Here is a 24,227-nt window from a genome sequence, read left to right on the forward strand (position 1 = left end):
CCGGTGGGGGACCGTTCCGCGACGGGACAGCTCCACTTGCACAGCGCCGGACCGCCCGGCGCTTACTTCCCGACATCCAGCGCCGACACCGCGCGCGAATAGGCGTCTATCGCCAGCGCCACATCGTCGGCGGTGACCGACTCGGCGGGATGATGGCTGATGCCGCCTTTGCAGCGCACAAATAGCATCGCTGACGGCCAGCGTTCGGCAATGGCGATGGCGTCATGCCCGGCGCCGCTCGGCAGCGTTAGCGAACGCCCCTGCACCGCCTGCACCGCTTCGCTCAATACCTGCTGCAATCCGCTTTCGCAGGCGGTAGCGGCAATCCGGTAAAACTCTTCGGCGCTGAACCGCAGCTGGCGACGGGAGGCAATGACCTGCGCCTCCATCAGCAGCGTATCCAGCAGCGCATCCAGCGGCTGGTCGTTCGGCCCGCGAATGTCGAGGGTCAGCGTCACTTCGCCGGGAATGACGTTAACCGCGCCGGGCGCGCAGCGCAGCGTCCCCACCGTGGCGACCAGGTTTCCGCCCTGTTCGCGGGTCAGCGTCTCTATCAGCACCATCCACTCGGCGGCCGCGGCCAACGCATCTTTCCGATGGCTCATCGGTACGGTCCCGGCGTGTCCCGCCTCGCCGGTAAAGCGGCAGTTCAGGCGACGCGCGCCGTTAATCGCTTCCACTACGCCTAAGGCCAGTCCTTCCTGCTCCAGGCACGGCCCCTGCTCGATATGCAGTTCCAGATACGCGGCGATCTCCTCCTGGCTGCGGGCGGCCAGGTGAATGCGCGCCGGATCCAGCCCGGCCAGCACCATCGCCTGCGCCACGCTGACGCCATCGGCATCGGTCTGCGCCAGCCAGCTCTCGGGCCAGGTGCCGGTCAGCCCGCGGCTGCCGAGCAGCGTAATACCGAAACGCGTCCCTTCTTCATCGCAAAAGCCGACAATCTCGATCGCCTTTTTCAGCCTACGCCCCTGTCGATGCAGGCTGTCCACCACCTCGATCGCCGTCAGGACGCCGAGCATACCGTCATAGCGCCCGGCGTTGCGCACCGTATCAAGGTGCGACCCCAGCAGGATGGCGGGCGCCCCCTCCTGCTCTCCCTCGTAGCGCCCGCAAATATTGCCGACGCTGTCCTGCCAGACGGTCATCCCGGCCTGGGTCATCCACAGCGCCGCCCGCTGGTTTGCCGCAAGATGCTGAGGAGAGAGATAAACCCGGGTCAGGGCGTCCGGCGTTTCGCTGATCGCCGCCAGCTCGTCGGCGCGGGCCATCACTCGCGCCGCGGCCTGCTGCATATCCGCCTGCTGGCGTTGTGTTTGACTCATTGCGCGCGCTCGCTGCGATAGTGGTCCCACGCGGCCTGCATCGCGGCGCCCTGGGTGGTCGGGAATTTGAGGTAGTTCAGCACCGACTCCAGGGCGCTGAGCGTAGTCATCACGCAATCTTTCCGCGCGTTATAACCCATGGTGCCGATCCGCCACACCTTGCCGTGCAGCGGGCCAAATGAGGTACCGATTTCAATGCCGAAATCTTCCAGCATCAGCTTGCGCGCCTGGTCGCCGTTGATGCCCTGCGGGATGACGACGCCAAGCACGTTGTTCATCTTGTGTTTCAGATCGCCGAAGGTCTCCAGCCCCATCGCCTGGATGCCTTTAACCAGCGCATCGCCGTGCAGCTTATGCCGGGCAATGCCGTTATCCAGCCCCTCCTGGAGGATCAGGCGGGCGCATTCCCGGGCGCCGAACAGCGCGGTAGTGGCCTCGGTATGGTGGTTAAGGCGCTCCGGCCCCCAGTAGTCCATCACCATGCCGAGATCGAAATAGTTGGAGTAGATCATCTCCTCGTCGCCGTCGCGGTGGGCATCGGTGCGGATCCCCTCTTCCACGCATTTGCGGCGGCGAATCGCCTCTTCCATGCGCGCGCTGAGGGTAATCGGCGAGGTGCCGGACGGGCCGCCAAGGCATTTTTGCATCCCAGCCGAGACCGCATCCAGTCCCCAGGCGTCGGTTTCCAGCGGGTTGCCGCCCAGCGAGGCGGTGGCGTCGGTGTAAAACAGGACGTCATAGCGGCGGCAGATCTCCCCCAGCTCCGCCAGCGGCTGCAGCATGGTGGTCGAGGTATCGCCCTGCACCGTTAGCAGCAGACGCGGACGAATACGTTTGATGGCATCTTCCACCTGGTCCGGGGTGAACACTTCGCCCCACGGCACTTCAATGGTATGCACTTCCGCCCGGCAGCGGCGGGCGATTTCGCACAGCAGATGGCCGAAGCGGCCAAATACCGGTACCAGCACCTTGTCGCCCGGCCGAATAGCCGAAACCAGGATCGCCTCAATCCCGGCCCTTGAGGTTCCATCCACCAGCATCGTCCAGCGGTTTTCGGTACGAAATACGCCGCGGTACAGCGCCATCACTTCGTTCATATAGTGGGTCATCGCCGGGTCGTACTGGCCGATCAGCTGGCTCGACATGGCGCGCAGCACGCGCGGGTCGGCGTTAATCGGGCCGGGCCCCATCAGCAGGCGCGACGGTGGGTTGAGTTGCGAAAACTGGGAGATATCCATCTTTAAGTCCTTATTGATTGAGGCCGCGCACGGAGGAAATAAACTGCTTCAGTTCGCTGGTTTGCGGGTTGGCGAACAGCGTTTTGCTATCGCCCTGCTCCCAGACGCGTCCCTGATGCATAAATACGACGCGGTCGCCCACTTCGCGGGCAAAATTCATTTCATGGGTCACGAGAATCAGCGTCATGCCCTCCGCCGCCAGCTGCTCCAGCACCTTGAGCACTTCGCCCACCAGCTCCGGATCCAGCGCCGAGGTGATCTCGTCGCAGAGTAAAACTTTTGGCGACATCGCCAGCGCGCGGGCAATCGCCACGCGCTGCTGCTGGCCGCCGGAGAGACTGGACGGGTAGTAATCGAGCCGGTCGCCCAATCCGACCTTTTCCAGCATCCGCTGGGCCAGTTCACGGCACTCGGCGGCGCTCTTCTTCAGCACCCGACGCGGCGCCAGCATCACGTTTTCCAGCGCCGTCATATGCGGGAACAGATTAAAGTTCTGGAACACCATGCCGATAGAGCGGCTGATCTCACGCGCCTGCGAGTCGCGGTCGGTAATGGTCATCCCGCCGAGCTTAATGCTGCCTTCCTGATAGCCTTCCAGCCCGTTGATGCAGCGCAGCAGCGTGCTTTTTCCGGACCCGCTGCGGCCGATAATCGAAATAACTTCGCCCATATCGATATCCAGATCGACGCCCTTGAGCACGTGGTTATCGCCGTAATACTTCTGCATCTGATTAATGGTGATGAGAGGCATTGAATTTGTTCTCCAGATAACGGCTGTAGCGGGACAGCGGATAACACAGAATGAAATAGCCCAGCGCCACCAGCGCAAAGACTTTAAACGGCTGATAGGTGACGTTGGTCAGCATGGTGCCCGCTTTGGTCAGCTCGACGAAGCCGATAATCGACGCCAGCGCCGTGCCCTTGATAACCTGCACAGCGAACCCCACCGTCGGGGCGATGGCGATCCGCAGCGCCTGTGGCGCGACGACGCGATACAGCGTCTGGCCAAAGCTCAGCCCCAGACAACGCGAGGCTTCCCACTGCCCCTTTGGCAGGGCGCGAATGCTGCCGAACCAGATATCGAGCAAAAAAGCGCTGGTGTACAGCGTCAGCGCCAGCGAGGCCGCGGTCCACGCCGAAACGTCGATGCCGAAAAGCGCCACGCCGAAAAAGGCGAGGAACAGCTGCATCAGCAGCGGCGTCCCCTGAAACAGTTCGATATAGCCGCGGATCAGGCGTTTTACCTGGCGCCCGCCGGTCATGCGCAGCAGCAGGAGCGGCAGAGTCACCAACGCGCCGCCGAGAAACGCCACCAGCGACAGCAGCACCGTCCAGCGCCCGGCCAGCAGCAGATTGCGGACAATGTCCCAATCGGTAAAGGTGGTCATCATGCCTGTACCCCCAGCCATTTACGTCCCGCCGCCAGCAGCAGCTGACGCATCGTTATCGATAGCGCTAAATAAATCCCTGTCGTCACCAGATAGACCTCAAAACTGAGGAAGGTGCGCGACTGAATCAGGTTGGCGGCAAAGGTCAACTCTTCATAAGAGACCTGCGACACCACCGACGAACCGAGCATGACGATGATGCACTGGCTCACCAGCGCCGGATAAATGCGCTGTAGCGCGGGCGGCAGAATGACCTGAATGAAGGTCTGCGACCGGGTCAGCCCCAGCACGCGCCCCGCCTCCCACTGCCCTTTCGGCGTCACCTGAATACCGGCGCGCACGATCTCAGTACTGTAGGCCCCGAGGTTCACCACCATCGCCAGCAGCGCGGCCTCGCCCGCCGTCATCTTCAGCCCCAGATTCGGTAAGCCGAAGACGATAAAAAACAGCTGTACCACAAACGGCGTGTTGCGAATCAGTTCGACATACCCGCCCCATATCCGGCTGAACCACGTCGGACGTCCGCTGCGAACGGCGGCGCCGAAAATGCCAATCGTCAGGCCGCCTATGGTCGCCAGCACGGTCAGCTGAATGGTCACCCACAGCCCCGCCAGCAGCTCCGGCCAGTGCGGCCAGAGCTCAGAGAAATGAAGTTGCTCCGTCATGCCCGAACCTTACGCGCCGAGGCTGGCAGGCAGCGGCGCTTTCAGCCACTTCTCGGACAGCCCGTTGAGGGTGCCGTCTTTTACGCCCTGCTCAATCAGCGCATCCACTTTCGCCTTCAGGGCCGGTTCATTTTTCTTCAGGCCGATAAAGCACGGCGAGTCTTTCAGCATAAAGCTCGGCACCGGGGCTTTGTCAGCGTTCTGCCGGGAGATCGCCGCCACCACCAGATTGCCGGTCGCGACGTACTGCACCTGGCCGGAGAGATACGCCGACAGCGTGGTGTTGTTGTCCTCGTAGCGCTTAATCTGCGCCTCTTTCGGCGCCACGCTGGTCAGTACCATGTCTTCCACCGCGCCGCGGGTTACGCCAACGCTTTTACCACTCAGCGCCGCCGGGTCTTTCAGCTCTGCGCCCTTCGGACCAAATACGCCGAGGAAGAACGGCGCGTAGGCGCGGCTGAAATCGATCACCTTCTCGCGCTCGGCGTTTTTACCGAGGCTGGAAATCACCAGGTCCACCTTATCGGTTTGCAGATAAGGCACGCGGTTGGCGCTGGTGACCGGCACCAGCTGCAGCTTGAGCTTCATCTGTTTGGCGAGGTAGCGCGCCATATCGATGTCGTAGCCCTGCGGCTGAAGGTCGGTACCCACCGAGCCAAAAGGCGGAAAATCCTGCGGCACCGCAATGCGGATCGTGCCGCGCTTTTCAATATCCTGGAGCTGGTCAGCCTTCGCCGCCGAGAGGTTGGTTAACAGACAAGCGGCCCCGGCCAGTGCGATCAACAGTTTCTTCATGATGTTTACCCGTTACGTTAGCATGAAACAAAAGATTCTTTAAAGTCACTTTTGCAACTAATGTGCCAGATAAATCGCCGCGCATCGTGTTAGCCCGGCATTTGGCTAAACAGAGGTAAAACAAGGGAAAGTGAGGAATTAAGAGGAAACGACTGCGCGTTTCCTCATTATTTTATCGCACCAAAACCATGCAAGGCACCACGCTGGCGCCCCATTATCGTTGTTCCAGCTCGTCCAGCTGCTGATAGAGGGTGGCAATATCGTGAATCCGCGGGCGGCCTTTATCGAGAATTTCGTGCAGAAATGCGTTCGACAGTAGATTGATCAGGCTATTGACCGACGCGTAGCTATCGTAGGCCGATACGCTATCCAACGGCGCGCAAAGCTGCCAGCGCGCCAGCGGAAACAGGCCGTGGGCCTGCGGTTCGCACATCAGCAGCGCCGGAATACCGCTGCTCTGTAGCTGCTGCAGCAGCGGGCGAATAATTCGCGGACGGCGGCGAAATGCCATCACCACCACCACATCGTCGGCGGTTAAATCTACCAGCTCCTCGCTTAAGCTTTGTCCCGGCTGCGGCAGCACCAGCACCTGCCCGCGCGCCTGTAAAAGCTGCTGGCGCAAATGCAGCGCCGCCGGATAAGCATTGCGCATGCCGATAATCACGATACGCCGGGCGCTCACCAGCGCCTGAATCGCCTCGGCGAACTGCTGGACATCAAGGGCGTTAACCCACTGGGTCAGGTTGGCCATCTCCTGTTTATAATGGCGCGCCAGCAGCGTGTTGCCCTGCACTGCATCGCGATTATCGGTCAGCGGCATTCCGCTCTGGCGCAGGGTGCGCAGCTCATCGCGCATATCTTTATATTTCTCATAGCCCAGGCGCTTGAACAGCCGGCTGACTGTGGCTTTCGATACCCCGCTAAGCTGCGCCAGCTCCGCGCTGTTGTAGCTAATCAGGTCATCAAAATGATCGAAAATAAAATCCGCCACCCGCTGTTCCTGCGGCGATAAAGACGGGTACTGCTCTTTTAGTCGTTCATCAAGCTGTTGCATAAGACCTCTGTAACTTTCGTTTCACCGCACTATACCGTTAACGCCTTTCATAATGCATGCCAGTTCGGCAAAAAACGCCCCTCACCAGCAGCGATTGAAACTTTACGTTCAGACATGGAACAGCTTTTGCAACCCTCTCGGACGATTTGGTTAATTGAGGACACCCCATGCAAAGTCATGTTGCCGCCCACGGGATGGCGGTCGCACCCCATCATCTGGCCAGCCAGAGCGCGCTGGCGGTTCTGCGCGAAGGCGGAAGCGCGATAGAAGCGATGGTCGCCGCCGCCGCCACCATCGCCGTGGTTTATCCGCATATGAACGGCCTCGGCGGCGACGGCTTCTGGCTTATCGTGCCGCCCGAAGGCGACCCCATCGCCATTGACGCCAGCGGCGCGGCGGGCTCGCTGGCGACGCCGCAGGCCTACGCCGGCCTGGCGCAGATCCCCCACCGGGGTCCACAGGCGGCCCTCACCGTGGCGGGTACCGTCAGCGGCTGGGAAGAAGCGCTGAAGGTTTCGCGCGAGTTAAGCGGAAGATCGCTGCCGCTGTCGCGGCTGCTGGAAGACGCCATCGGCTACGCCGCAAGCGGCATCCCGGTTACCGCCTCGCAGGCCAGCGCCACCGCCGGGAAATTCAGTGAACTGCGCGACCAGCCCGGCTTCGCCGAAACCTTTCTGGTGGACGGCCAGCCGCCGAAAGCCGGGAGCCGCTTTTTGCAGCCGGCGCTGGCGAACACCCTGCGCCGGCTAAGCGAGGAAGGATTGGACAGCTTCTATCGCGGGCCGCTGGCGGAGCATCTGGCCCGCGGCATGGAACAGTATGGACTGCCCGTGACCCTCAGCGATCTGCAGCAGCATCGCGCCCGCCGCCCGCTGCCACTCAGGCTTGAGCATCAGCACGGGGAACTGTGGAACCTCGCGCCGCCGACCCAGGGGCTGGTTTCGCTGGCCATTCTCGGCATCACCGACCGGCTGGCGATGGCCGAGGCCGACGATGCGATGACCATCCACCGCATTGTTGAGGCGACCAAGCTGGCCTTCGGCCTGCGCGACGCGCATATCACCGATCCGCGTCACCTTGATGTCGATATCCAGAGCCTGCTGGCAGCGGCGGCGCTGCAACCGCTGGCGGATAACATCGACGACCAGCAGGCCGCTCCGTGGGGCGCGGGCAAAGGTCCTGGCGATACCGTATGGATGGGGGTTATCGATAAAAGCGGACTGGCGGTCTCCTTTATTCAAAGCCTTTATCACGAATTCGGCAGCGGCGTGGTGCTGCCGGAGAGCGGAATTGTCTGGCAGAACCGCGGGGCCTCTTTCAGCCTCGACCCGAGCCACCTGCTGGCGCTGGCGCCCGGCAAACAGCCGTTTCACACCCTCAACCCCGCCGCCGCAAGGCTGAACGATGGCCGGGTGATGGTGTACGGCTCCATGGGCGGCGACGGCCAACCGCAAACCCAGGCCGCTATTTTCACCCGCTACGTGCTGCAAAACGCGCCGCTGCAGGAGAGCATCACCCGACCGCGCTGGCTGCTGGGACGTACCTGGGGGCAAACTTCCGACTCGCTCAAGCTGGAAGGCCGCTTCAGCGCCGAATGCGTTGCCCGCCTGCGTCAGCTGGGGCACGACGTTGAAGTGCTGGCCGATTTCAGCGAAGCCATGGGCCACGCCGGGGCGATCGTTCGCCACCCCAACGGTCTGTTCGAGGGGGCCAGCGTGATGCCGGGCGCGATAAATGCAGATGTGGATGCGCGATAAATGCAGAGAATGTCTTTTACAGTGGATGAAAAGGAATTGCAGTTTTCTATTAAAAACTGCAATTCGTCAGAAACTATAGTTCGGTTATTCCCCAGGCTGTACTGAGATACGCGCTAACGCTGTCTAGTACTGATGCGACTTGTGCCTGAGTCAATGCAACATCGAATATGAGTTCAAGCCCCATAGTAATATTGGCACCGGCAGGATAGGCAGCAGGTGCATGATGTGACCCGATACGAATAGTCCGGTCGGTGTATGCCGTCCTGTTGGTCAGAGCCTTTGAGTTTTGCCAGTTAAGAGATCCTCCTTGCCGGGCGGCAATCCTCGCTATACCGTTATCACCATCAACCAGTTCCACGAAAGCTGCCCACTTCGATGTGTCATATGCTGCGCTGTAGTAGTTGATCATGTTCAACGGTGTAGCACCATTGTCTTCTACGAACGCTCCATACAGACTTTGCCCGGAGAACAGAAAAGCGAGCCCGTCACCACGGTAGACTGCAGGCGCACCGGAATAGCTGTAATTCCCCATCATAAAAGCCTGCTGGGTCTCGGTGGCCGCCGTCGGCTTTACCGGTTTGCAGATCACGATGTGAGTCTGGTTTTTTGTGGAAACTTTTCCAGTATCAAAACATTTTCCAAAACCACATACCGCCCCAAATCCGCTGGCAATCTCGGGTGAGCCGACCAGGGTCAGTGGTGCTGAATTATCAGCCCGGTTTCTGATGCTCAGATCAACCGAACCGCCGTGGATGTACATCGCTTTTAACCCTGCAGTGACAGGCAAGTCAGGCTGCATAAAATGGCCGATTTTGGGATGTGTGCCCGGAATAACGACGTCACCGAGTTTTGGAATGTAGATATCATTTGTCATAATTCATTCAGCCTTTAATCTGTGCGGTATTCAAAGTGGATGCGATCAGGTTGCTGCCTGTAGCACTGGGGTGCAGATTGTCAACAAAACAGCCCAGGCTGTTCATCTCAGTCCAGGTATCAAACAGGTCGTAAATACTGAAGAACTCAACATTCAGTGTCTGCGAGAGGTCGAACATCACGTCGCGGAAATCCACAAGGGGAGTGACTGCCGTCCCGTTTGTTCGCGGTGGTGCCATCAGAATAAAGCCGACGTCCGGCAATACTGAGCGACAAGAAGCCATATAGGTTTGCAGAGCAGTACGGAATGTGGCTGTCGATTCTGAAATTCGGTAATCGTTATTCCCGATCACGATGCAAATGACGTCTGGCTGCATTGTGCTCAGGTACTCCGCTATTTTGTCTGAGAACAACAGGAACTGGTCCGCCAGAATCCCCGCATTACCCGCTTTGCTCATCACACAGCCTGCCACGCCACTGCGCCAGAGATAGAATCCGTGGATAGCAACACGTCCGGCGTTGCCATCGGTTTTAACATAGATAGTTCGGACCTCATCCGGCATTCCCGTCAGCAGCACTGATTTGGTCGTGCCGGAATTCCCGCAGATAACTTCAGTCCACTGCGTGACGCCGCCAACGTCGTAACCGTACTGAAACTTGCCGTTCAGGTCCTGATAGTAAATCCGGCAATCAGTACAGCGCACGTTAGTCACATTGAAATAGGCGGTGTTTGTCGTCGTATTAATGGTTTGCCCATCAATACCGCAGCCATAAAGCGGCGCTCCGCTGGTCGGTGACGAGTCGTACAGGTCCCACCCGGCGGAGCGGAAAATATTTGAACCGTCCCGCGCGGCACCATAGTTAACGGTACGCCAGCCTAAACCAGCATCGCCGTAATCCGCGTGCAGTATTCCCGCAATAGCGGTTGCAAGTTCGTTATTTTGCGTCCAGCTGTCCCCCGTCAGCATGAAGTGTGGACGGACTGCCAGGCCTGCTTTGAGCTGTGCTTTCTTCGCTTTCCAGCGCCAAAGGGTTCGACCGTCAGTATGTAGCGGAATGCTATAAGCGGCGGTATACATCCGGCGCTGGTACAATCTGGCTAGCGATCCGCCAATGTTTGGACCAATACCGCCTGCATCCAGCTCACCATTCTGGAACCAGAACAGCACATTCCCTGCACCGTCAGTCATCCCAGGGACAAATCCAGGCGAGATACCCGTAACTTTTAAATTCAGGGCATCAGCAATAATTGTATTGATGTAAGCCCATATTTTTTCCAGCAGCCCTGTTGATATTGCTGATGCGCACAGTCCGCCATCCCAGTACACAGGAACATTACCGGCGCTGTCAGTGAATAACGGGAAAAAACCTGGGGAAACCCCTGTTACCTGCTTATTCAGTGCATCCCCCAGGCGTGCGTGAACATCAGCATAAATCATCTGATACAACGATGTGGCAATGCGGGAAACAGCGAAACCATTATCCCAGTACACAGGTACATTTCCTGTCCCATCCACGAAAAAAGGGAAAAAATTGTCATCAACCAAGGCGATGGTAGACAATTTTTTGATAAGTTCACGAATTGCCTCAATAGCTTCATGTGTTGGAATTTTTCGTCCAGTGGGCTGCAATGCCCCTGCGTCGTTAATAAACTCATCTGCAAGAATGGAATCAGAAGAACTAACAATCCAGCAATAAGCACCGGCAAGGATATTTCCTGCATCTACATCTTGCTTCGCTTTAATATCAGAAGAGTAAATGCGAATGTTGTTGGAAATAGAGCCCTGTCCAATCAACCATGCAATTAACCTTGGAGTGCCTGAATCGTTCAGGTAATATTTGAATGAAATAACTTCAGCAATACCCTGAGCAACCCGGAAAACCTTTCCGCTCTCAGTCCCCTGAACCCCTGCAATAGTGCCATCAGGATCAGATTCTGTTTTATAAAATGTATACTCTTTCCAGTCAGCAATAGATTCCATCATTGCTTTTAAATATTGGGTACGATTAGCAAGCTGTTGCGCCTGAAGATTTGCCGGGCCATCCCCCGGGACATCATCCTGCTTACCGAGTACCGGGGTCTCTTCAGTAAGCTGGTAGATACCACTTACCCAGACAGGAGTTTCCTGCAGATTTGACATACTACTTACCTCGGTATTGATATTGCCCGTCATAATTGGCCCGACCATCATAAGTCAGGGCGATTTGCGGTGGTTGCGGTGACTGCGGAGCAACAACCTGCATCCGCCCGAAATAGCTGAAAGCCTCTCCTGTCTGCTGATTAAAATCAGGAAGGATCAGCGAGGTCATATCCATGACTGCGATGTCCGTGCCGCTACTAATCATTTCTAATGTCGCCAGGGGATCAACAGAAACTCTGTACAGTTCCAGCAGTACAGGATCTGAATCCTCAGCAATATTCACTCCCTGAAAACGCAAATAAAACTCCTGCGTTTTCGCTGAGAAAAACGGTAACCACTGGTTAAACAGGTGCTCGTAAGCAACAACAAGACCTGTCGATTCAGGGGACACCAGAAACTCAATCGTGCCGAACTGGCGGTCAACAACATAATCGGAATTACGTTCCAGCCCATTAATATTGACGTTAAAAACCGTGGTATGGGGCAGCGCGATAATATCCCCTTTAACCACTCCATCAGGTACGGCGAACTGCTCATTAAATGAAAACGGTTCATCCACCGGTTGAGCACCCAATAACAGCGCCAGATTTTCAACCGAGAAATTATGCCAGGTTGAACTGATAGAGCCGCTGGCTCCGGTAATGATTCGCTGATTCTGATAGAGCTGTCCGCCACGTGATGCTTTTGTTATTTGTTGCTCATACGAAAACGCTATTTTCAATGATGAAACATCGCCGACCCAACGGAATGCGCGTTTATTATCTCTGGGTGCCAGGAACACCTTACCCTGACCATAATAATAGTTTTCCCTCATGGCCCGATACTCCGTTCAGTCAGTTCCAGGGAAATTATGCCCTCGTTCAAAACGGGACCGCCTGCCGTGAAAATAGTGATATCCGTTTCTGCGAGATAAATACCGGCATCCCATTCGATAGCTGCGGCTGACCCGGTTACGGAATCCAGCAGCAGCGCAGAGGCATCTCCTTCCAGCGCCAGCACGGTCAGTGGCCCGCTGGTTTCAGTCCACTGCGCGATGGCCAGCACCGGATGGGGGCCGAACGACCACGGCGACGTTGGCCAGGTACCGGCTGGCCATTCAATATCATCGCCTGGAATGGAAAGACTGCTGGCCAACAGGTCGGGTGGATACCAGGCCGTGACTCCGGCAGCATCAGCAATAGCGTGCAGCTCTGGCACTGCACCAGAAGTGGTATCTTCCGGCGTTACCGTGGCCCAGTCGCTACCATCAACAATAGTCAGGGACAGGGTGACGGTGAGCGGGAACGCCTTATAACGACCTGAAGGCAGTCCCGTCCCGAATGTATAAAGCGACATCAGTCCATCACGGCGGCTCTGCAGCGTCAGAGTATGCACATCAGCATCATCATCACCGGTGACATAGGGGATCGGGATGCTGGCGTCACTGGTGGCCAACGACCAGACCTCGCTCCCGGTGCTCTGAGCAATCAGTTTCACCACATACTCTGTTCCGGGTTCGGGGCCGATGCTGTTTTCGGTACAGTCAATCAGGCGGTCGGCCTGCAGCAGGCGATCACGATGAGAGAATGCCAGAGTAAAGTTATCTGCGCTGGCCGCCACATCGGGATACAGCACGCCATTCACACGGATATTCCCGGGCAAATACGGTCGGGCCTGACGCCCGGTTATGGTCAGCGCCGCCACCGGAGCAGCTGATTCCCCCAGCGTCTCCGTGCTGGTCCGGGTGAGCAAACGAGCCTCAACCGTTTCACCGGACAGGTATTCCAGCCCGTCCGAGTCCAGCGCATCCTGATACGCCCAGCAGCGGTCCCCTGCAAAATGCCCTGACGGCAGGGAGTCCATGCAACCACGCCCGACCGCGAGGGTGCCAGCAGGAATATCGACCGCGTCCACACGCATGATTTCATCATTAACCATCAAACCATCACCAACGGTCGGGAAGATGGCCATGTTGACATGCAGGACGGTATCGAGTCGCCCGACGGGAGCCGTCAGCGTTCCTGATGGCGTCCAGTCACCCTGGCCACGGTCGGCGAACGTGGCTCCCGCTGCGCGGGTCTGCAGTTGATAGTTGATGCTGAGTGAGGTTGGTGCGATGGCCATCACGCCAGGATAGCCGGATTCAGGTTTCAGATAGTTCAGCTCAGCCTCGCTGACGGTCCCGGCCAGAACAGCATAAGGCAGCTCAATCAGCCGCTGAATGGTGACAGGTCGGGCGGATTTATCCGGCGGTGTCCAGCCGCTGTCCTGTTGCCCGGAGCTGTAAGAGGTGGATGGGAGGCCAAAAACATCCTGAACCACAGTCAGCGTCAGGACGCCGGTGTCGCCTTCCTCTATTTTCCCCACGCGCAGCACCATATTGTCGATATTGCGGTCGGGCAACCGGACGCGAAAAACATCACCCGGGCGCAGAATACCCCCGCGCCGGTCAAACTGGATGACCAGGCGGGTCAGTTCTGACTGGGCCGTCTCCAGGTCTCGCTGGGCTACGCGGGCGGCAAGTGAATGTGTGGGGATCGCTTTGTACTCGACCGAACTGCTGTTGAGTCCGGTATTCTGTATCGCCCCGAGGTTCTGCGCCCGGACCTCGCCATCAGCATTTGTAACGGGGTCATTCCAGGTCACGACAATCTCATTCGGATTCGACGTGGTGCTGGCGCTGTCGTCATCCTGAACGGCGATAATGCCGTTATCGTAAGTGAAGAGCGGCAGGTCATCGACACGGTAATCCCCGCGCAGCAGCTTCAGGGTCAGTTTGCCGGTTTCGAGGTCGGCATACTGCACCGCGCCCACGTGGTCGAGGATCTGCTGCACAAACGTGTCCAGGCCATCTTGGCGGTTGTAGCGAAAGCACAGGCCAAAACCTTCATCAAACAGTGTGTCGGCGGCGACACGGTAGCTATCGAGGTTCAGATCATCTGCGAGCGTCAGCTGGCGTCCCCAGTCGCGGTTAGTGGCACATTCCACAAGGATGTGGGCCGGGTTCATGGCATGAATGGCCCGGAGGTTGGCGAGCTGCTCCGAAAGGAGATCAGCTTCATCATCAAGCTGTGCCTCGCTGTTCTCCAGCATGATGGTGGCTTTCTCAGGGTACCAGACATCACCGTCCCAGCCTTTTGTTGTACGGCGAACCCGGTATAACCACGGTTTGGGGCTGGCGCTGTAGCAACTGACCAGGCCACTGAAGAAGGTGGTCACCACGCCACGGAACCCCGGCACTAACCCCGTCAGCAACTTCAGGAGCGATGCCGGTGGCACCTGATCCGGTTCGCCCATCATGATATCCAGTTGACCCTGTATGCCACCCTCACCACCGGTATCATCGCCGCCGAACAAACCGGGTTTGTCGATGTACACCGAGGTGCTGGATGAAATCTGCCCCGGCGTACCGGCAAAGACCGTCTTTTTATCGGCCATGATCGACACAATTTCGTTAACCGGACCGCGCCCCAGCCCCGCCTGTACATCCCAGGAATAGCGATAGCCAACGGTGACTTTTTTTGAACCTTTACCGCCCATTTATGCTCCCGCTTCTTTCTGAGTCTGTTGCGCCAGTTCGACGATCTGAATCGCCAGCGCGTCGCCGGTTCCGGCCAGCTGGTCTGAATCAATCCCGCCGTCACGGATGAACGCCTGCAGGTCGAGGTTATAGCGGGAAAAGAAGGTCCGCAGCCCCCATGCACAGCCGCCACCTGCGCGAATATGTTCCATCGTGATCCACATAGCGCCTCCGTTATTTTTTGATGGCCTGATAGCGATAATTGCCGTACCCGAGCACGAACCAGTCCGCCGTCCAGCAGTCACCAAAGAAGACGCACTGCGGTGTGCCCTCATCGGGCATGGGCATGTTCCAGTCGTCCTCGGTGGCCGCTTCCGGCGTGGAGTTTTTTTGCTTGGGTGCTAAGGCCGTGTTGAGGACATACGATGCGACCAGAATCGCCACATATTTCGCTACAACCCACCACATGGCATATCCCTCCTAAAACAGTTTGATGATGGTATACGGCGACTTACCCGGCATATGCGGCTGGCCACCGTAGTTGAGATGGTTGGAAAACTTGCTGTCACAGGTTGCGATCGTGCGGTCGCAACCCGGGTACAGCGTGACGGACTGCCCGACCTGCAGACCGGCTGTGCCGCCAAACAGATGCAGCGTGTTTCCGTTCTGCGCACGCAGGCCGCGCCGCTCGGTATAGCCACTGCGGTCAAACTCAATGTAACCGCCCGAGAACCAGTCACTGGCCAGCCCGGCTGGCAGGCTTGCGGTAATGGAGGAGCCATCAAGGGCGGTGACCACCACACCGCTGACCGCAAATCGGAGAGGATCAACACGGCAGTTATGGTCGTACAGCGCATACGGGCACTGACGCCCCCAGGTGAGACGGAGTCCGACCCGTGTAAACGTGCTGGCCAGGCTGATGGTGATCAGCTTGCAGGATTCAATCTGCTCACGTTTGACGCTGCTGATCTCCCCGATCCAGACGACGCGAAACTCGCCGGAGGAATCCGTCGCGTGCCAGCGTATGACCCGCACCCTGACGGTGCGCGAGGGTGGTGTGGCACGAAACAGTAGCGCCACCGGATTACTGGCCGGAACAGTGATATCCATTCCGTCACCGCTGCCGGAACTGAGGCCGCTGTTGCTGATGGCCTGTGCCTCCCAGACCTGACCGGCAAAGTCGATATCTTTGTCGGCGTTGCTATAACGCCAGAACAGGCTGTCGCCCAGCCGGAACTCATACAGCGTCAGCGGCTGGCCATCGGCCACGGAATATTCAAACTCACTCCAGCTCATCACGTACTCCGGTAAAAGTGGTGGCAATCCGGGCCACGCCGTCGGCGTCGGTCGCATGCTCCCAGGACACGCTGTCGGCGTCCTGGCGAGCCAGGGTCATCAGGGAAATGGAAACAATCTGGTGCTGGCCTGCTGAAATGGCGTCGCCGTCAAGTGCAAGACGCTCCGCACCGCTGACCAGACTGACTGCGGTGATGCGGCGATAATGCCGGGAGCCATCCGTTAGCAGAATGCAGATATCGCGGCGACCCGGGCGGATGCCCAGTTCAGTAAAGCCTGCCTCGACAACATCAACAGCATTGCCGCTGATGGCGGACGTCGGGGAAAAGTCCAGTGTCTGCCCCGGCACCCATATCGGGCGCTGACGCCCCCGTAGGTACCACAGAAGCTGACGCAGGGAAGTCTGTGCCGGACGATTGGTGGTGAACCAGTTGTGCGTCTGCCGCCAGAACGGACGACCTGCAGTATCAATGCGAAGAGGCATGCTACTGCCGTTATCCAGCTCACGGATCAGAGGCTGATAGCTCCCGCTGACCGATTCACCCCAGTCGGTTTCGGACTCGAGCACCGGGTGGCCACGGTACTGTGTGAGCACCGGCGCATCGCTGAAGGCATTGTGCTCTGCGATGCGGAAGCGCACCTGCGCGGTCGTCGCGGTATCGGTGATACGTGACAGCGACGGCGGCTCCGTCAGCACTGCCGGGCGTACCGGATAAACCAGCGAGCCCGCAGGCCAGCTGTCGGTCAGCGGAGAGCCCAGCTGCAGGGTATCCCCGGTTATACCGGCAATGGTGGCCATCCGGCTGGTTGCATCAGAGGACTCATCGGTTTTCAGCAACACCGTTCCGCCGACGGTAAAGTCACGCCCGGCGGTCGGAATGGAGAGCGCGGTCGCGCCACTGGACACCGCTGCCGGCAGCGCGTAAACATCCGGATAAACCGGCATGGCCCAGGTACCTGCGCAGCCCTGCCAGAGCATATGCTCGAAGCGCTGGCGGGCGGTGTCATACAGCATTACCGTGAACTCAAACGTCCGGCGCGGTGAAAGTCGACGGGAAATCCGCTGCTCAGCACCGGTTGGCGACTGCAGTACCTCGGTCTTCCACTCCAGTGTCTCAGTCACGCCACGGGACCAGTCGGGATCTGCCAGCCAGGGAAATATCGTTGTCATTTATTCAGCCCCAGCCATTGTTTCAGGGTCGGCACCTGCGCCTTGAGCGACGTGGTGAACTGGCGCTGGCCAGCCAGCGTCTGCGCTCCGGCGGTATAAACCTCGGACGGGTCCAGCACCAGTTGCTGCTGCAGGCTGATGGGCTGCTGCGACGCAGCGGCGGGTGTGGCCATCGCGGTTTCAGGCACGGAGGTCGGGACCGGCATATTCTGCGCGGGGATGCCCGCCAGACCACCGGTGGCATGACGAACGCGCGGGAGCCAGCCTTCAACCGCAGCCATACCGTGGCGGTTAAAGGCGTGCAGAAAGTCCAGCGCACCAGGCTGCTGAACCACAGCGGCGCGGGTCACAAACTCCTGGTCGGAGAGCATCGCCGGAATGGAGTCGGACGTGGTGCTGCCCGGACCGCGAACCTGACCGCCATCGGCGGCAAAGACGCTGGCCATCAGTCCGCCCATACCACCTGAAGCTCCCATCAGGCTGGACGTCGCCATCTGCGCCAGCTGCTGTGCCGCCAGCTGTGCCATGCTGTTAATGATGGTGAGGGCGAGGTTTTTCACCGCATCACGCAGGTTCATGGTGCCTTTGGCCAGCCCCATCAGAGAGCTTTCGATACCGCTCTGCAGACCGTCGCGGAATGCCTGAGTCAGCTCATTACCCGCCTGATTTAGCTTGCCGAGTTCTTCTTCAAGTTGGCGGATCATCTCCCGGATTTTGTCACCGGCTTCACCGGGGGCGGTGGCCATCTCTTTCAGCTGCGGGAGGTAGCCCTTGATTTTGTCGCCAACTTCCTGGTGAAGCTGAACGAGGCGCTGCCGCCCCTGAATCTCATTAAGCAGACCACCCTGAACCTGCGCCTGAATGCTGGTTTCCTGCTGGGACTGCCAGGTGAACAGGTCGTCGAGCTGCTTTTTGAGGTCATCGACGCGGATTTTGGTTTCAGCGACCGGCAGCAGCTTATCGAGCCAGTTCAGACCTTCGGTGTTGCCGCTGGCTTCAAACTCGCGGCGCAGGTCAGATACGCGATTCTGTAGCTCGAGCATTGATGCGCCAGCGGTGTCGCCGGTATCGCGCATGTATTCCAGCTGCAGCTGGAGGTTCTGCCCCTTAAACTCCTGGGCGGTGATGGCGGCGTTGGCTGCTTCCGCCTGGCGACGTTGCTCGGCGGTCAGGTTGCGGGTGGCAATCTCCTGGGCGCGGGTCGCTGCGGCACCCTGAGTGCGTTTTGCGGCCTGATCCTCAAGCTGTTTGACGAAGTTTTTATTCGAGGTTTCCTGCTGCTTGGCCAGCGACTGTCCTTCTTTTGTCGCCTTATTGGCCGCGTTGGCCGCGTCAATTTTTTTGGCCAGCGCCCGGGCTTCATCCTGTTGTGCTTTGGTCGCACTTGAGAGCGTGCCGTTGCGGATTTCAGCCTCGACGCGGTCCAGCTCGGTGATGGCTTTTTTCTGGTTCAGCGTCTGCTGCAGCTGTTTGTTGTACTGCTCCGCCTTCTGGCCAGATTTATCCAGCGCTTTTGTGTCGGTATCCCACTGACCGCCGGAAAAGTTTTTACCGTCGGTGGAAGTGACGCCACGGGACTGGAGCATGTCCCGACCGCTGGCGCTCTTCCATAACGTTTCATAGTTCTTACGGGTTTCTTCTACCGCATCTGCTTCTTTTTCAATCTCGGAGCGGTTGCCTTTCCAGAGTTTCTGGAGTTTCTCGGCTGCAGCAATGCTCTCGGCATCGGTTTGTTTGCGCTTTGCTTCGACTGCAATGGCTTTTTCTTCAGCCTGTTGCTTTTCCTTCAGTACAGCCAGATCCTCTTTGTATCGCTTCACTGACTCCTGGTATTCACGAGGCTGCATGGCAACCTCAGTATCACTACCCGCAGCTGCAATTTTGGCTTCTAATTCCTTAATTTTATCTGTCAGTTCGTCAGCCGGAACATCCAAACCAAGAGCACCACCGGCTTTATCTTTAAACGATTCCCATGCGCCAGTGGCCGCAATTTTTACATTATTCCATGCTCTCGCAGCCCGGTTGAGCTGTTGCTCCATTGTGCGAAGGCGTTCTTCGCTTGCCTTCTTAAATGCCTGAGATGCGACTTCTATCGCTTCTTCTTTTCTCCCCTGGTCTTCCAGGCTCTGGATGCGCTGATAAGTCTCCAGATCCAGAAAATGATATTGCTGGTTGGTGTTGGCGGCCCACGTGGTTGCGCTGTCGCTCATCTTCAGGAAGTTTGACACAACCTGATCAGCCGAGTCGCCGGACAGCTCTGCCATCAACGTCGCAGCCTGGGCCACAGAGGTCAGCGTTTCGCCGGTAAAGCGGCCGCTACTGACCAGACCATTCAGGATATCGCGTACCTGACTGTAATTACCGCGCAACTGGCCACCTTGCTGCGCCATCTGCTCCAGTTCGCCGGAGGTCACACCGGCATAGTTGCCGGTTTTCTGGATCGAGCGGTTTAATTCATCCTGGTCATTCATCGCCGAAACAGCTGCAATGCCCACAGCAGCAACAATACCAGCCAGCCCTCCCATCGCTAAACGGGCGGGGGTGATGATACTCAGAAGCGCTTTAAAGGTGTTGCCCACGCCCCCAAACGAGTCCTTGATTTGCCCGCCTTGCTGAATGGCCACGAGCCATACCGGCATTCCGCTGGCCAGCGAGGTGACGACGTCGGTTATCTGCATTGGCAGGTAGCGCATGGCCTGAGCATACTGACCGGCGCTGATGCCACCTTTGTTCATGGCGGCGTTCTGGTCGGTAATCTTCTGGATAAACGGCGCAGCTTCCGCCGAAATGCCAAGCTGTGCCGCTTTATACTGCAGCAGCTCGGCGGTGGTCAGGTTCATGGTCTCGGCCTGCTCGCGCAGCCGGTTGATGAACTGTTCTTTAGTGGCCGCAGCCTGTGCTTCAGCCTGAGCGGCTTCCCGGGCTGCAGCCGCTTCCTTGCGCCCGGCATCGGACGCGGCATGAGCGGATTTTTCCACCTGCAGGCGCAGTTCGTTCAGACGCGAGGAATACTGCTCGAAATCATCATCACCAACGAGACCCGCGCCACGGAATGCACTCAGCTGCTCCTGCATGTCATCCAGTCGGCCATAGGCGGCGACGACTGGATCGATACGGTTGACCAGGGCGCTCAGCGCAGCACGCTGGGTATCAATATCTGCCGTGGTGCCGTCCATACCATTCTGGAGCGAGCCCATCTCGGCCCGGGTACGGGCGATTGCTGCCTGATAACCGGCATAATCTGTCGCCGCCTGCTGGGCCGCATCGCCGGTCTGTGACGCAGCGGCGGCGGCGCTCTGTTCTGCCTGAGCGTGGCTACGTGCTGATTCGGCGACGCTATCCTGTGCCCGGGCAGTGGTACTGAGTTTCTGCGAGCTGGTTGTTGCTGCAGAGCCAACGTCTTCCACATCTCCGGCCAGCCCCTGCAGGGCACGGCTGGCATCCGCGAGGTCGGCGCGGATTTTCAGCATTAAATTGAGGGTGGAGTTATCGGCCATGACGCACCTGTATATAAAGGAAGAAAAAGCCCCGATCAGGATTTCAGGGCATTCACCCGCTGGGTGGCGGTATTGCCACCGGCAAATGCGGCATTGACGTCAAATACGCGGTCAATGCACGCCTGCCGGTGTTGCCGTAGCGCTTCGCTGTAATACAGCGTCAACTGGCGGAGGGTGTAGGTTCCGAGCCTGCCCGGGTCGTGTCCGGCCCGGATGAGGGTTGCGAAGATGCTGCCGAAGCCGACAATTTCGCCCGTGTTGCCCTGATGGTTTCCAGCCGGACGACAGCGTTCATAAAAAAACGGCGGTTCTGGGTCCACCACCAGTCCATCAGAGTCTGCCCCTCACCGGCGGGCAGCAGCGCCACCCACGGGATAGGTTGTTCTACGGTACAGGCAATGAGTTCCGGGATATCTCCTGCATGCTTTCGCAGCACGGATTCAACCTCTTCCAGCGGTGGCCACGGTGTCTGCATGACCTCTGCAAGACTGTGGGTGAGCGCATCAAGCTTGTCGCCCAGCTGCAGCATGTCCATCAGGGTGTATTCGCGGATAACCAGCCCCCGGCCCGCAATGGTGATATTGCGGGTCGAGAGCAGCACGCTCAGCTCGTCTTCGGTATCGGCGGGTTTCTGCTTGCTCATGCTACAGGCTCCGCAACATCAATGACGCGGCCAAAGCGACCGATGGTCGGGTCGTCCGGGCGGGCATTGTCGTACAGCACGGTGGAGGTGGTTTCCAGCCCGGCCAGCGAGGTATCGCCCTGAATCAGCGCCAGCGCTGAGGCCGGGGAGAAGGAGATTTTGTAAAGCTCCAGAATCTTCGCCGCACCGCCTTCGGCAAGGTTGATCCCCTCGAAACGCAGGTAAAAATCTTCCGGCTGCTGCGTGAACAGTGTGGTGTTGACCGAACCTGCATACTCATAATTCACGGACGGTGCCGTTGCCTGAGCGGTCAGGAAGGTGATCGCCCCGTAGGTATAATCCACTTCATAGTCGGTCCCTTCCACCAGAGTACCGATAACCACGTCACTGACGCGCTGATGGTCCAGAATGTAGCGTTCACCCGCCGCAATACCTGCCGGAAGAAGTTCGCCGGTGATGGTGCCTGCGGGGATCACAACCTGCTCACCGTACAGCACCACGGCCAGATTCTCCGGGGCCAGATCGTGCCACGTTGACGTCAGCGTACCGTCCTGGTTGGTGACAAAGCTGCGCACCGTGCCCCGGCGTCCGGAATAACTCTCTTTGTGGTTAAGACGCTCAACCGTCAGCGCCAGCGATAAGGCCGATACATCGCCAACCCAGCGGAATGCACCGGGCTTGCCGTTAGCCAGACGACGGGCCAGAAACACTTTCCCCTGGCCGTAGTAGTAGGTTTCAAGCTGTGCCATTGTCTTCCGGCTCCTGTTGTTTGCTTTTGCCACGGTTGCCCTGAGTGTCGCTGACGACCGGAGTGGCAACCCCGATAAGTTGATGGTCCCGGAGCCAGACTTCTTCGGCTTCGGTCACGGTGATGGTTTCACCGGCTGCAAAGCGCTTACCCTGATGGGTATGCGGCTGCAGGAGTTTTACGTCGGGCATCGTCTGCCTCCGATAACATGATTGACCTGGAAGGTATCCATCCAGAGCAGGGTACCGCCGTCATAGTCCAGAATGTCGCCCTTGAGCCACTGGATACCGGTGGTCGCGAGCTTGCCGGGCACCCAGCCAATCAGCTGGTCGCGTATCTGGCCTACCAGCGGGCTGATTTCATGGGTCAGACCGTCTGCACCCTGGCCATAGTTGCGCACGGCAACGGCCACGCCGAAGACCGCCTCGGCAACCTGTGCCCGACTCCCGTTCCCCGGAACGCCGCGCTCAGGCCCCATCAGCACATACGCCCCGGGGACCGCAAAACCGGATAACTCCGTCACCTGGCTGTATTCGACGATGGTGCCAAGGAAGCTCAGCGGGGACGGCGTCAGTGGGTGCAGGCGCTCGACGATCAGACTGATGGAAAACGGTTCGCTGCTCATTTTCCGAAATCCCTCAGTGAGTCCATGCTGAACGTGCGACCGGGGCCATCCACCATCGGCGGACCGCCAGCGGGTTTCTGCGTATCGGTTGCGCCGAGGCTGAATTTGCCGTTGGCCAGCTGCTCCATCAGTTTCATTGCATCGCGGTAATCACGGACGATAGGGTCTGTCCGTTCATCAGAAATACGATGCTGATGCAGTTTGTAGCGGACAACTGAGCGGCCCCAGCTGCTCAGAATTGGGTGGACCTTCACCAGCGGCAGGGTGTAACCGCGCTGACGGAGATAACCATCAATGAGGTTCTGGGCTTCCTCCACCGCCCCGCCAATGCGCTCCACCACCTCAAGGGCCACCGCCACTTCAGCAGGAGGCCATGACGTGGTCTCTTCCCCACGCAATACCGCATCCAGCAGCTCCGGTCGGGCCGGAGGCTTGCCCGGAAGCTGAGTCACCTGAGACAGCTCGACCGCGCCCGGGCGGTCAGCCAGTTCAGCAAGGGAGATATACCAGGTCACGGCCATCACTCGCCTCCGCTTATGCCGATACGGCATTCTGGAAGAAGTAGCCGCAGTCTGGAGCAACAATCAGCTCGCGCACTGACTCACCGACACGGACGCGCTGGCCACCGCGCATACCCATGTCCGGATCAGGAATAGAACCGGAGACACGGGAGCCAAACTGCGCGGTAAAGCCGAAGGTCACGCCACCCTGGGTATCAGCCAGCAGATTACGGTAGATAAAGGCGGCATGGTTGGCCCAGGCACGCACCAGTACAGGCTTCTGGCCCGGTCGGGCGATATTGACGAACGCCGAACCGACGACGATTTCGTCGAGTTCCAGCAGGCCGCGAAGGAAGTCCAGCGGTACCAGGCCATCTTCGCCCAGTGTGCCGTTATAGGCTTTCACGACCGACGGGTTCTGACGCAGGGCTGTTGCCGTAGAGCGTCCCAGTACTGCCACGTTCGGACGCATGATCATCTTGTCGAGCGCAGTGACAATTTTCTTAATCGGTTTGCTCGCGTCGTTGTCCCACTGGTCAGCAGCAGCCAGATTTTCTTTATTACCCACAGGGTAATTGGCCGCGTTAAACACCTCTTTACTGGTGCGAACTTCGCGGTCGAGCATGATGATATCGGACACGCGCTCGGTCGCACGGCCCAGTGGATCGTAATTGGCCGGAGCATTGTCGATATCGGACTGCGGAACCGGTGCATCAAGGGCGTAATCGTTGGTCGAGGAGGTCTCATCCTCTGCATCAAACTCAATCTGATTGGGTTGCGACGTCCGTCCGACGGTGGTGGTCGGTACGGTGAAGCCCTGACCGAGATCGAACTTCCACCATTTAAATTCTGCTTTCCCAACCGGCACGCGCGGTAACACGCTGTCGGCAATCAGGGAGAGGTTACGGTACCCGATGGCAATCGCCGTCAGGTGGGGGTCAATGGGAAACGGTGCTTTGGACATACTCTTGAACTCCTGAAAAGGGCCGGATAAACCGGCCATAAACGTTAA

Annotated in this window: 23 protein-coding genes; 1 reads left to right on the plus strand and 22 read right to left on the minus strand. The window is 58.5% G+C overall.

From position 1 onward, the window contains the following. Nucleotides 1–62: 62 nt before the first annotated feature. The 7 genes from hpxK to hpxU form a co-directional block, all read right to left on the minus strand. The gene (hpxK, locus tag EGY08_RS04450; protein WP_112165279.1) at nucleotides 63–1,325 is read right to left on the minus strand and encodes an allantoate amidohydrolase; all 1,263 of its coding nucleotides are present in this window, start codon (nucleotides 1,323–1,325) and stop codon (nucleotides 63–65) included. Next, nucleotides 1,322–2,563, minus strand: coding sequence for a pyridoxal-phosphate-dependent aminotransferase family protein (locus EGY08_RS04455; RefSeq protein WP_049114165.1), 1,242 nt, complete (start codon nucleotides 2,561–2,563; stop codon nucleotides 1,322–1,324). Before EGY08_RS04455 ends, hpxK begins: the two co-directional genes overlap by 4 nt. A gap of 10 nt (nucleotides 2,564–2,573) precedes the next feature. Beyond that, nucleotides 2,574–3,314 carry an amino acid ABC transporter ATP-binding protein gene (locus EGY08_RS04460; protein WP_004131222.1) on the minus strand — a complete coding sequence of 247 codons (741 nt, stop codon included), beginning with the start codon at nucleotides 3,312–3,314 and terminating at the stop codon, nucleotides 2,574–2,576. Beyond that, nucleotides 3,295–3,951 carry an amino acid ABC transporter permease gene (locus EGY08_RS04465; RefSeq protein WP_004871411.1) on the minus strand — a complete coding sequence of 219 codons (657 nt, stop codon included), beginning with the start codon at nucleotides 3,949–3,951 and terminating at the stop codon, nucleotides 3,295–3,297. The genes EGY08_RS04460 and EGY08_RS04465 overlap by 20 nt, the downstream gene beginning before the upstream one ends. After that, nucleotides 3,951–4,616 carry an amino acid ABC transporter permease gene (locus tag EGY08_RS04470; protein ID WP_049114166.1) on the minus strand — a complete coding sequence of 222 codons (666 nt, stop codon included), beginning with the start codon at nucleotides 4,614–4,616 and terminating at the stop codon, nucleotides 3,951–3,953. Before EGY08_RS04470 ends, EGY08_RS04465 begins: the two co-directional genes overlap by 1 nt. 9 nt (nucleotides 4,617–4,625) lie before the next feature. Beyond that, nucleotides 4,626–5,411, minus strand: coding sequence for a transporter substrate-binding domain-containing protein (locus EGY08_RS04475; RefSeq protein ID WP_004871415.1), 786 nt, complete (start codon nucleotides 5,409–5,411; stop codon nucleotides 4,626–4,628). Nucleotides 5,412–5,625: 214 nt separating this feature from the next. Continuing rightward, a complete protein-coding gene (gene hpxU, locus EGY08_RS04480; protein WP_004131213.1) occupies nucleotides 5,626–6,465 on the minus strand; it encodes a MurR/RpiR family transcriptional regulator HpxU in 840 nt (279 codons plus the stop codon). A 167-nt stretch (nucleotides 6,466–6,632) separates the two neighbouring features. Here hpxU and hpxW point away from each other — a divergent pair, with 167 nt between their 5' ends. Beyond that, on the plus strand, nucleotides 6,633–8,222 hold the full coding sequence (gene hpxW / locus EGY08_RS04485; protein WP_123828278.1) for an oxamate amidohydrolase: 1,590 nt from the start codon (nucleotides 6,633–6,635) through the stop codon (nucleotides 8,220–8,222). Between the two features lie 73 nt (nucleotides 8,223–8,295). Here hpxW and EGY08_RS04490 read toward each other — a convergent pair whose 3' ends face one another. The 15 genes from EGY08_RS04490 to EGY08_RS04560 form a co-directional block, all read right to left on the minus strand. Continuing rightward, entirely contained in the window at nucleotides 8,296–9,096 is an 801-nt protein-coding gene (locus EGY08_RS04490; protein ID WP_073550085.1) for a hypothetical protein, read from the minus strand. Nucleotides 9,097–9,103: 7 nt separating this feature from the next. Beyond that, entirely contained in the window at nucleotides 9,104–11,236 is a 2,133-nt protein-coding gene (locus EGY08_RS04495) for an SGNH/GDSL hydrolase family protein (protein WP_073550087.1), read from the minus strand. Between the two features lies 1 nt (nucleotide 11,237). Beyond that, nucleotides 11,238–12,050: a hypothetical protein gene (locus EGY08_RS04500; RefSeq protein WP_073550089.1), complete on the minus strand. Its 813-nt coding sequence runs from the start codon at nucleotides 12,048–12,050 to the stop codon at nucleotides 11,238–11,240. Beyond that, on the minus strand, nucleotides 12,047–14,755 hold the full coding sequence (locus EGY08_RS04505) for a phage tail protein (RefSeq protein ID WP_073550091.1): 2,709 nt from the start codon (nucleotides 14,753–14,755) through the stop codon (nucleotides 12,047–12,049). The genes EGY08_RS04500 and EGY08_RS04505 overlap by 4 nt, the downstream gene beginning before the upstream one ends. Next, nucleotides 14,756–14,959, minus strand: coding sequence for a hypothetical protein (locus EGY08_RS04510; RefSeq protein WP_016808567.1), 204 nt, complete (start codon nucleotides 14,957–14,959; stop codon nucleotides 14,756–14,758). A 10-nt stretch (nucleotides 14,960–14,969) separates the two neighbouring features. Continuing rightward, entirely contained in the window at nucleotides 14,970–15,203 is a 234-nt protein-coding gene (locus tag EGY08_RS04515) for a hypothetical protein (RefSeq protein WP_065810896.1), read from the minus strand. Between the two features lie 12 nt (nucleotides 15,204–15,215). Beyond that, nucleotides 15,216–16,031: a phage BR0599 family protein gene (locus tag EGY08_RS04520; protein WP_073550093.1), complete on the minus strand. Its 816-nt coding sequence runs from the start codon at nucleotides 16,029–16,031 to the stop codon at nucleotides 15,216–15,218. After that, nucleotides 16,018–17,202 (minus strand): hypothetical protein, encoded by a 1,185-nt coding sequence (locus tag EGY08_RS04525; protein ID WP_073550095.1) that lies wholly within the window; start codon nucleotides 17,200–17,202, stop codon nucleotides 16,018–16,020. Before EGY08_RS04525 ends, EGY08_RS04520 begins: the two co-directional genes overlap by 14 nt. After that, nucleotides 17,199–20,699: a phage tail length tape measure family protein gene (locus tag EGY08_RS04530; protein WP_073550097.1), complete on the minus strand. Its 3,501-nt coding sequence runs from the start codon at nucleotides 20,697–20,699 to the stop codon at nucleotides 17,199–17,201. Before EGY08_RS04530 ends, EGY08_RS04525 begins: the two co-directional genes overlap by 4 nt. 160 nt (nucleotides 20,700–20,859) lie before the next feature. Beyond that, nucleotides 20,860–21,342 (minus strand): DUF6631 family protein, encoded by a 483-nt coding sequence (locus EGY08_RS04535; protein ID WP_073550099.1) that lies wholly within the window; start codon nucleotides 21,340–21,342, stop codon nucleotides 20,860–20,862. Continuing rightward, nucleotides 21,339–22,091: a hypothetical protein gene (locus EGY08_RS04540; protein WP_073550101.1), complete on the minus strand. Its 753-nt coding sequence runs from the start codon at nucleotides 22,089–22,091 to the stop codon at nucleotides 21,339–21,341. The genes EGY08_RS04535 and EGY08_RS04540 overlap by 4 nt, the downstream gene beginning before the upstream one ends. Further along, nucleotides 22,078–22,281 carry a DUF7210 family protein gene (locus tag EGY08_RS04545; protein WP_025712861.1) on the minus strand — a complete coding sequence of 68 codons (204 nt, stop codon included), beginning with the start codon at nucleotides 22,279–22,281 and terminating at the stop codon, nucleotides 22,078–22,080. The genes EGY08_RS04540 and EGY08_RS04545 overlap by 14 nt, the downstream gene beginning before the upstream one ends. Continuing rightward, nucleotides 22,269–22,715, minus strand: a complete 447-nt coding sequence (locus EGY08_RS04550; protein ID WP_073550103.1) for a hypothetical protein — start codon at nucleotides 22,713–22,715, stop codon at nucleotides 22,269–22,271. Before EGY08_RS04550 ends, EGY08_RS04545 begins: the two co-directional genes overlap by 13 nt. Further along, nucleotides 22,712–23,236: a gp436 family protein gene (locus EGY08_RS04555; protein WP_016808576.1), complete on the minus strand. Its 525-nt coding sequence runs from the start codon at nucleotides 23,234–23,236 to the stop codon at nucleotides 22,712–22,714. Before EGY08_RS04555 ends, EGY08_RS04550 begins: the two co-directional genes overlap by 4 nt. Before the next feature lie 13 nt (nucleotides 23,237–23,249). Then, nucleotides 23,250–24,179, minus strand: a complete 930-nt coding sequence (locus EGY08_RS04560; protein WP_073550105.1) for a phage capsid protein — start codon at nucleotides 24,177–24,179, stop codon at nucleotides 23,250–23,252. Between the last annotated feature and the right edge of the window lie 48 nt (nucleotides 24,180–24,227).

The sequence above is a fragment of the Klebsiella sp. FDAARGOS_511 genome (assembly GCF_003812845.1).
In the GTDB taxonomy this organism is placed as follows: domain Bacteria; phylum Pseudomonadota; class Gammaproteobacteria; order Enterobacterales; family Enterobacteriaceae; genus Klebsiella; species Klebsiella grimontii.

Bases quoted from the DNA above. Each gene is read 5' to 3' on its own strand.
- EGY08_RS04470 (WP_049114166.1), bottom strand. From the start codon at position 4,616: ATGACGGAGCAACTTCATTTCTCTGAGCTCTGGCCGCACTGGCCGGAG.
- EGY08_RS04490 (WP_073550085.1), bottom strand. From the start codon at position 9,096: ATGACAAATGATATCTACATTCCAAAACTCGGTGACGTCGTTATTCCG.
- EGY08_RS04540 (WP_073550101.1), bottom strand. From the start codon at position 22,091: ATGGCACAGCTTGAAACCTACTACTACGGCCAGGGGAAAGTGTTTCTG.
- EGY08_RS04455 (WP_049114165.1), bottom strand. From the start codon at position 2,563: ATGGATATCTCCCAGTTTTCGCAACTCAACCCACCGTCGCGCCTGCTG.
- hpxU (WP_004131213.1), bottom strand. From the start codon at position 6,465: ATGCAACAGCTTGATGAACGACTAAAAGAGCAGTACCCGTCTTTATCG.
- hpxW (WP_123828278.1), top strand. From the start codon at position 6,633: ATGCAAAGTCATGTTGCCGCCCACGGGATGGCGGTCGCACCCCATCAT.
- hpxK (WP_112165279.1), bottom strand. From the start codon at position 1,325: ATGAGTCAAACACAACGCCAGCAGGCGGATATGCAGCAGGCCGCGGCG.
- EGY08_RS04525 (WP_073550095.1), bottom strand. From the start codon at position 17,202: ATGACAACGATATTTCCCTGGCTGGCAGATCCCGACTGGTCCCGTGGC.
- EGY08_RS04515 (WP_065810896.1), bottom strand. From the start codon at position 15,203: ATGTGGTGGGTTGTAGCGAAATATGTGGCGATTCTGGTCGCATCGTAT.
- EGY08_RS04505 (WP_073550091.1), bottom strand. From the start codon at position 14,755: ATGGGCGGTAAAGGTTCAAAAAAAGTCACCGTTGGCTATCGCTATTCC.
- EGY08_RS04555 (WP_016808576.1), bottom strand. From the start codon at position 23,236: ATGGCCGTGACCTGGTATATCTCCCTTGCTGAACTGGCTGACCGCCCG.
- EGY08_RS04475 (WP_004871415.1), bottom strand. From the start codon at position 5,411: ATGAAGAAACTGTTGATCGCACTGGCCGGGGCCGCTTGTCTGTTAACC.
- EGY08_RS04500 (WP_073550089.1), bottom strand. From the start codon at position 12,050: ATGAGGGAAAACTATTATTATGGTCAGGGTAAGGTGTTCCTGGCACCC.
- EGY08_RS04460 (WP_004131222.1), bottom strand. From the start codon at position 3,314: ATGCCTCTCATCACCATTAATCAGATGCAGAAGTATTACGGCGATAAC.
- EGY08_RS04465 (WP_004871411.1), bottom strand. From the start codon at position 3,951: ATGACCACCTTTACCGATTGGGACATTGTCCGCAATCTGCTGCTGGCC.
- EGY08_RS04550 (WP_073550103.1), bottom strand. From the start codon at position 22,715: ATGAGCAGCGAACCGTTTTCCATCAGTCTGATCGTCGAGCGCCTGCAC.
- EGY08_RS04560 (WP_073550105.1), bottom strand. From the start codon at position 24,179: ATGTCCAAAGCACCGTTTCCCATTGACCCCCACCTGACGGCGATTGCC.
- EGY08_RS04535 (WP_073550099.1), bottom strand. From the start codon at position 21,342: ATGAGCAAGCAGAAACCCGCCGATACCGAAGACGAGCTGAGCGTGCTG.
- EGY08_RS04510 (WP_016808567.1), bottom strand. From the start codon at position 14,959: ATGTGGATCACGATGGAACATATTCGCGCAGGTGGCGGCTGTGCATGG.
- EGY08_RS04520 (WP_073550093.1), bottom strand. From the start codon at position 16,031: ATGAGCTGGAGTGAGTTTGAATATTCCGTGGCCGATGGCCAGCCGCTG.
- EGY08_RS04545 (WP_025712861.1), bottom strand. From the start codon at position 22,281: ATGCCCGACGTAAAACTCCTGCAGCCGCATACCCATCAGGGTAAGCGC.
- EGY08_RS04530 (WP_073550097.1), bottom strand. From the start codon at position 20,699: ATGGCCGATAACTCCACCCTCAATTTAATGCTGAAAATCCGCGCCGAC.
- EGY08_RS04495 (WP_073550087.1), bottom strand. From the start codon at position 11,236: ATGTCAAATCTGCAGGAAACTCCTGTCTGGGTAAGTGGTATCTACCAG.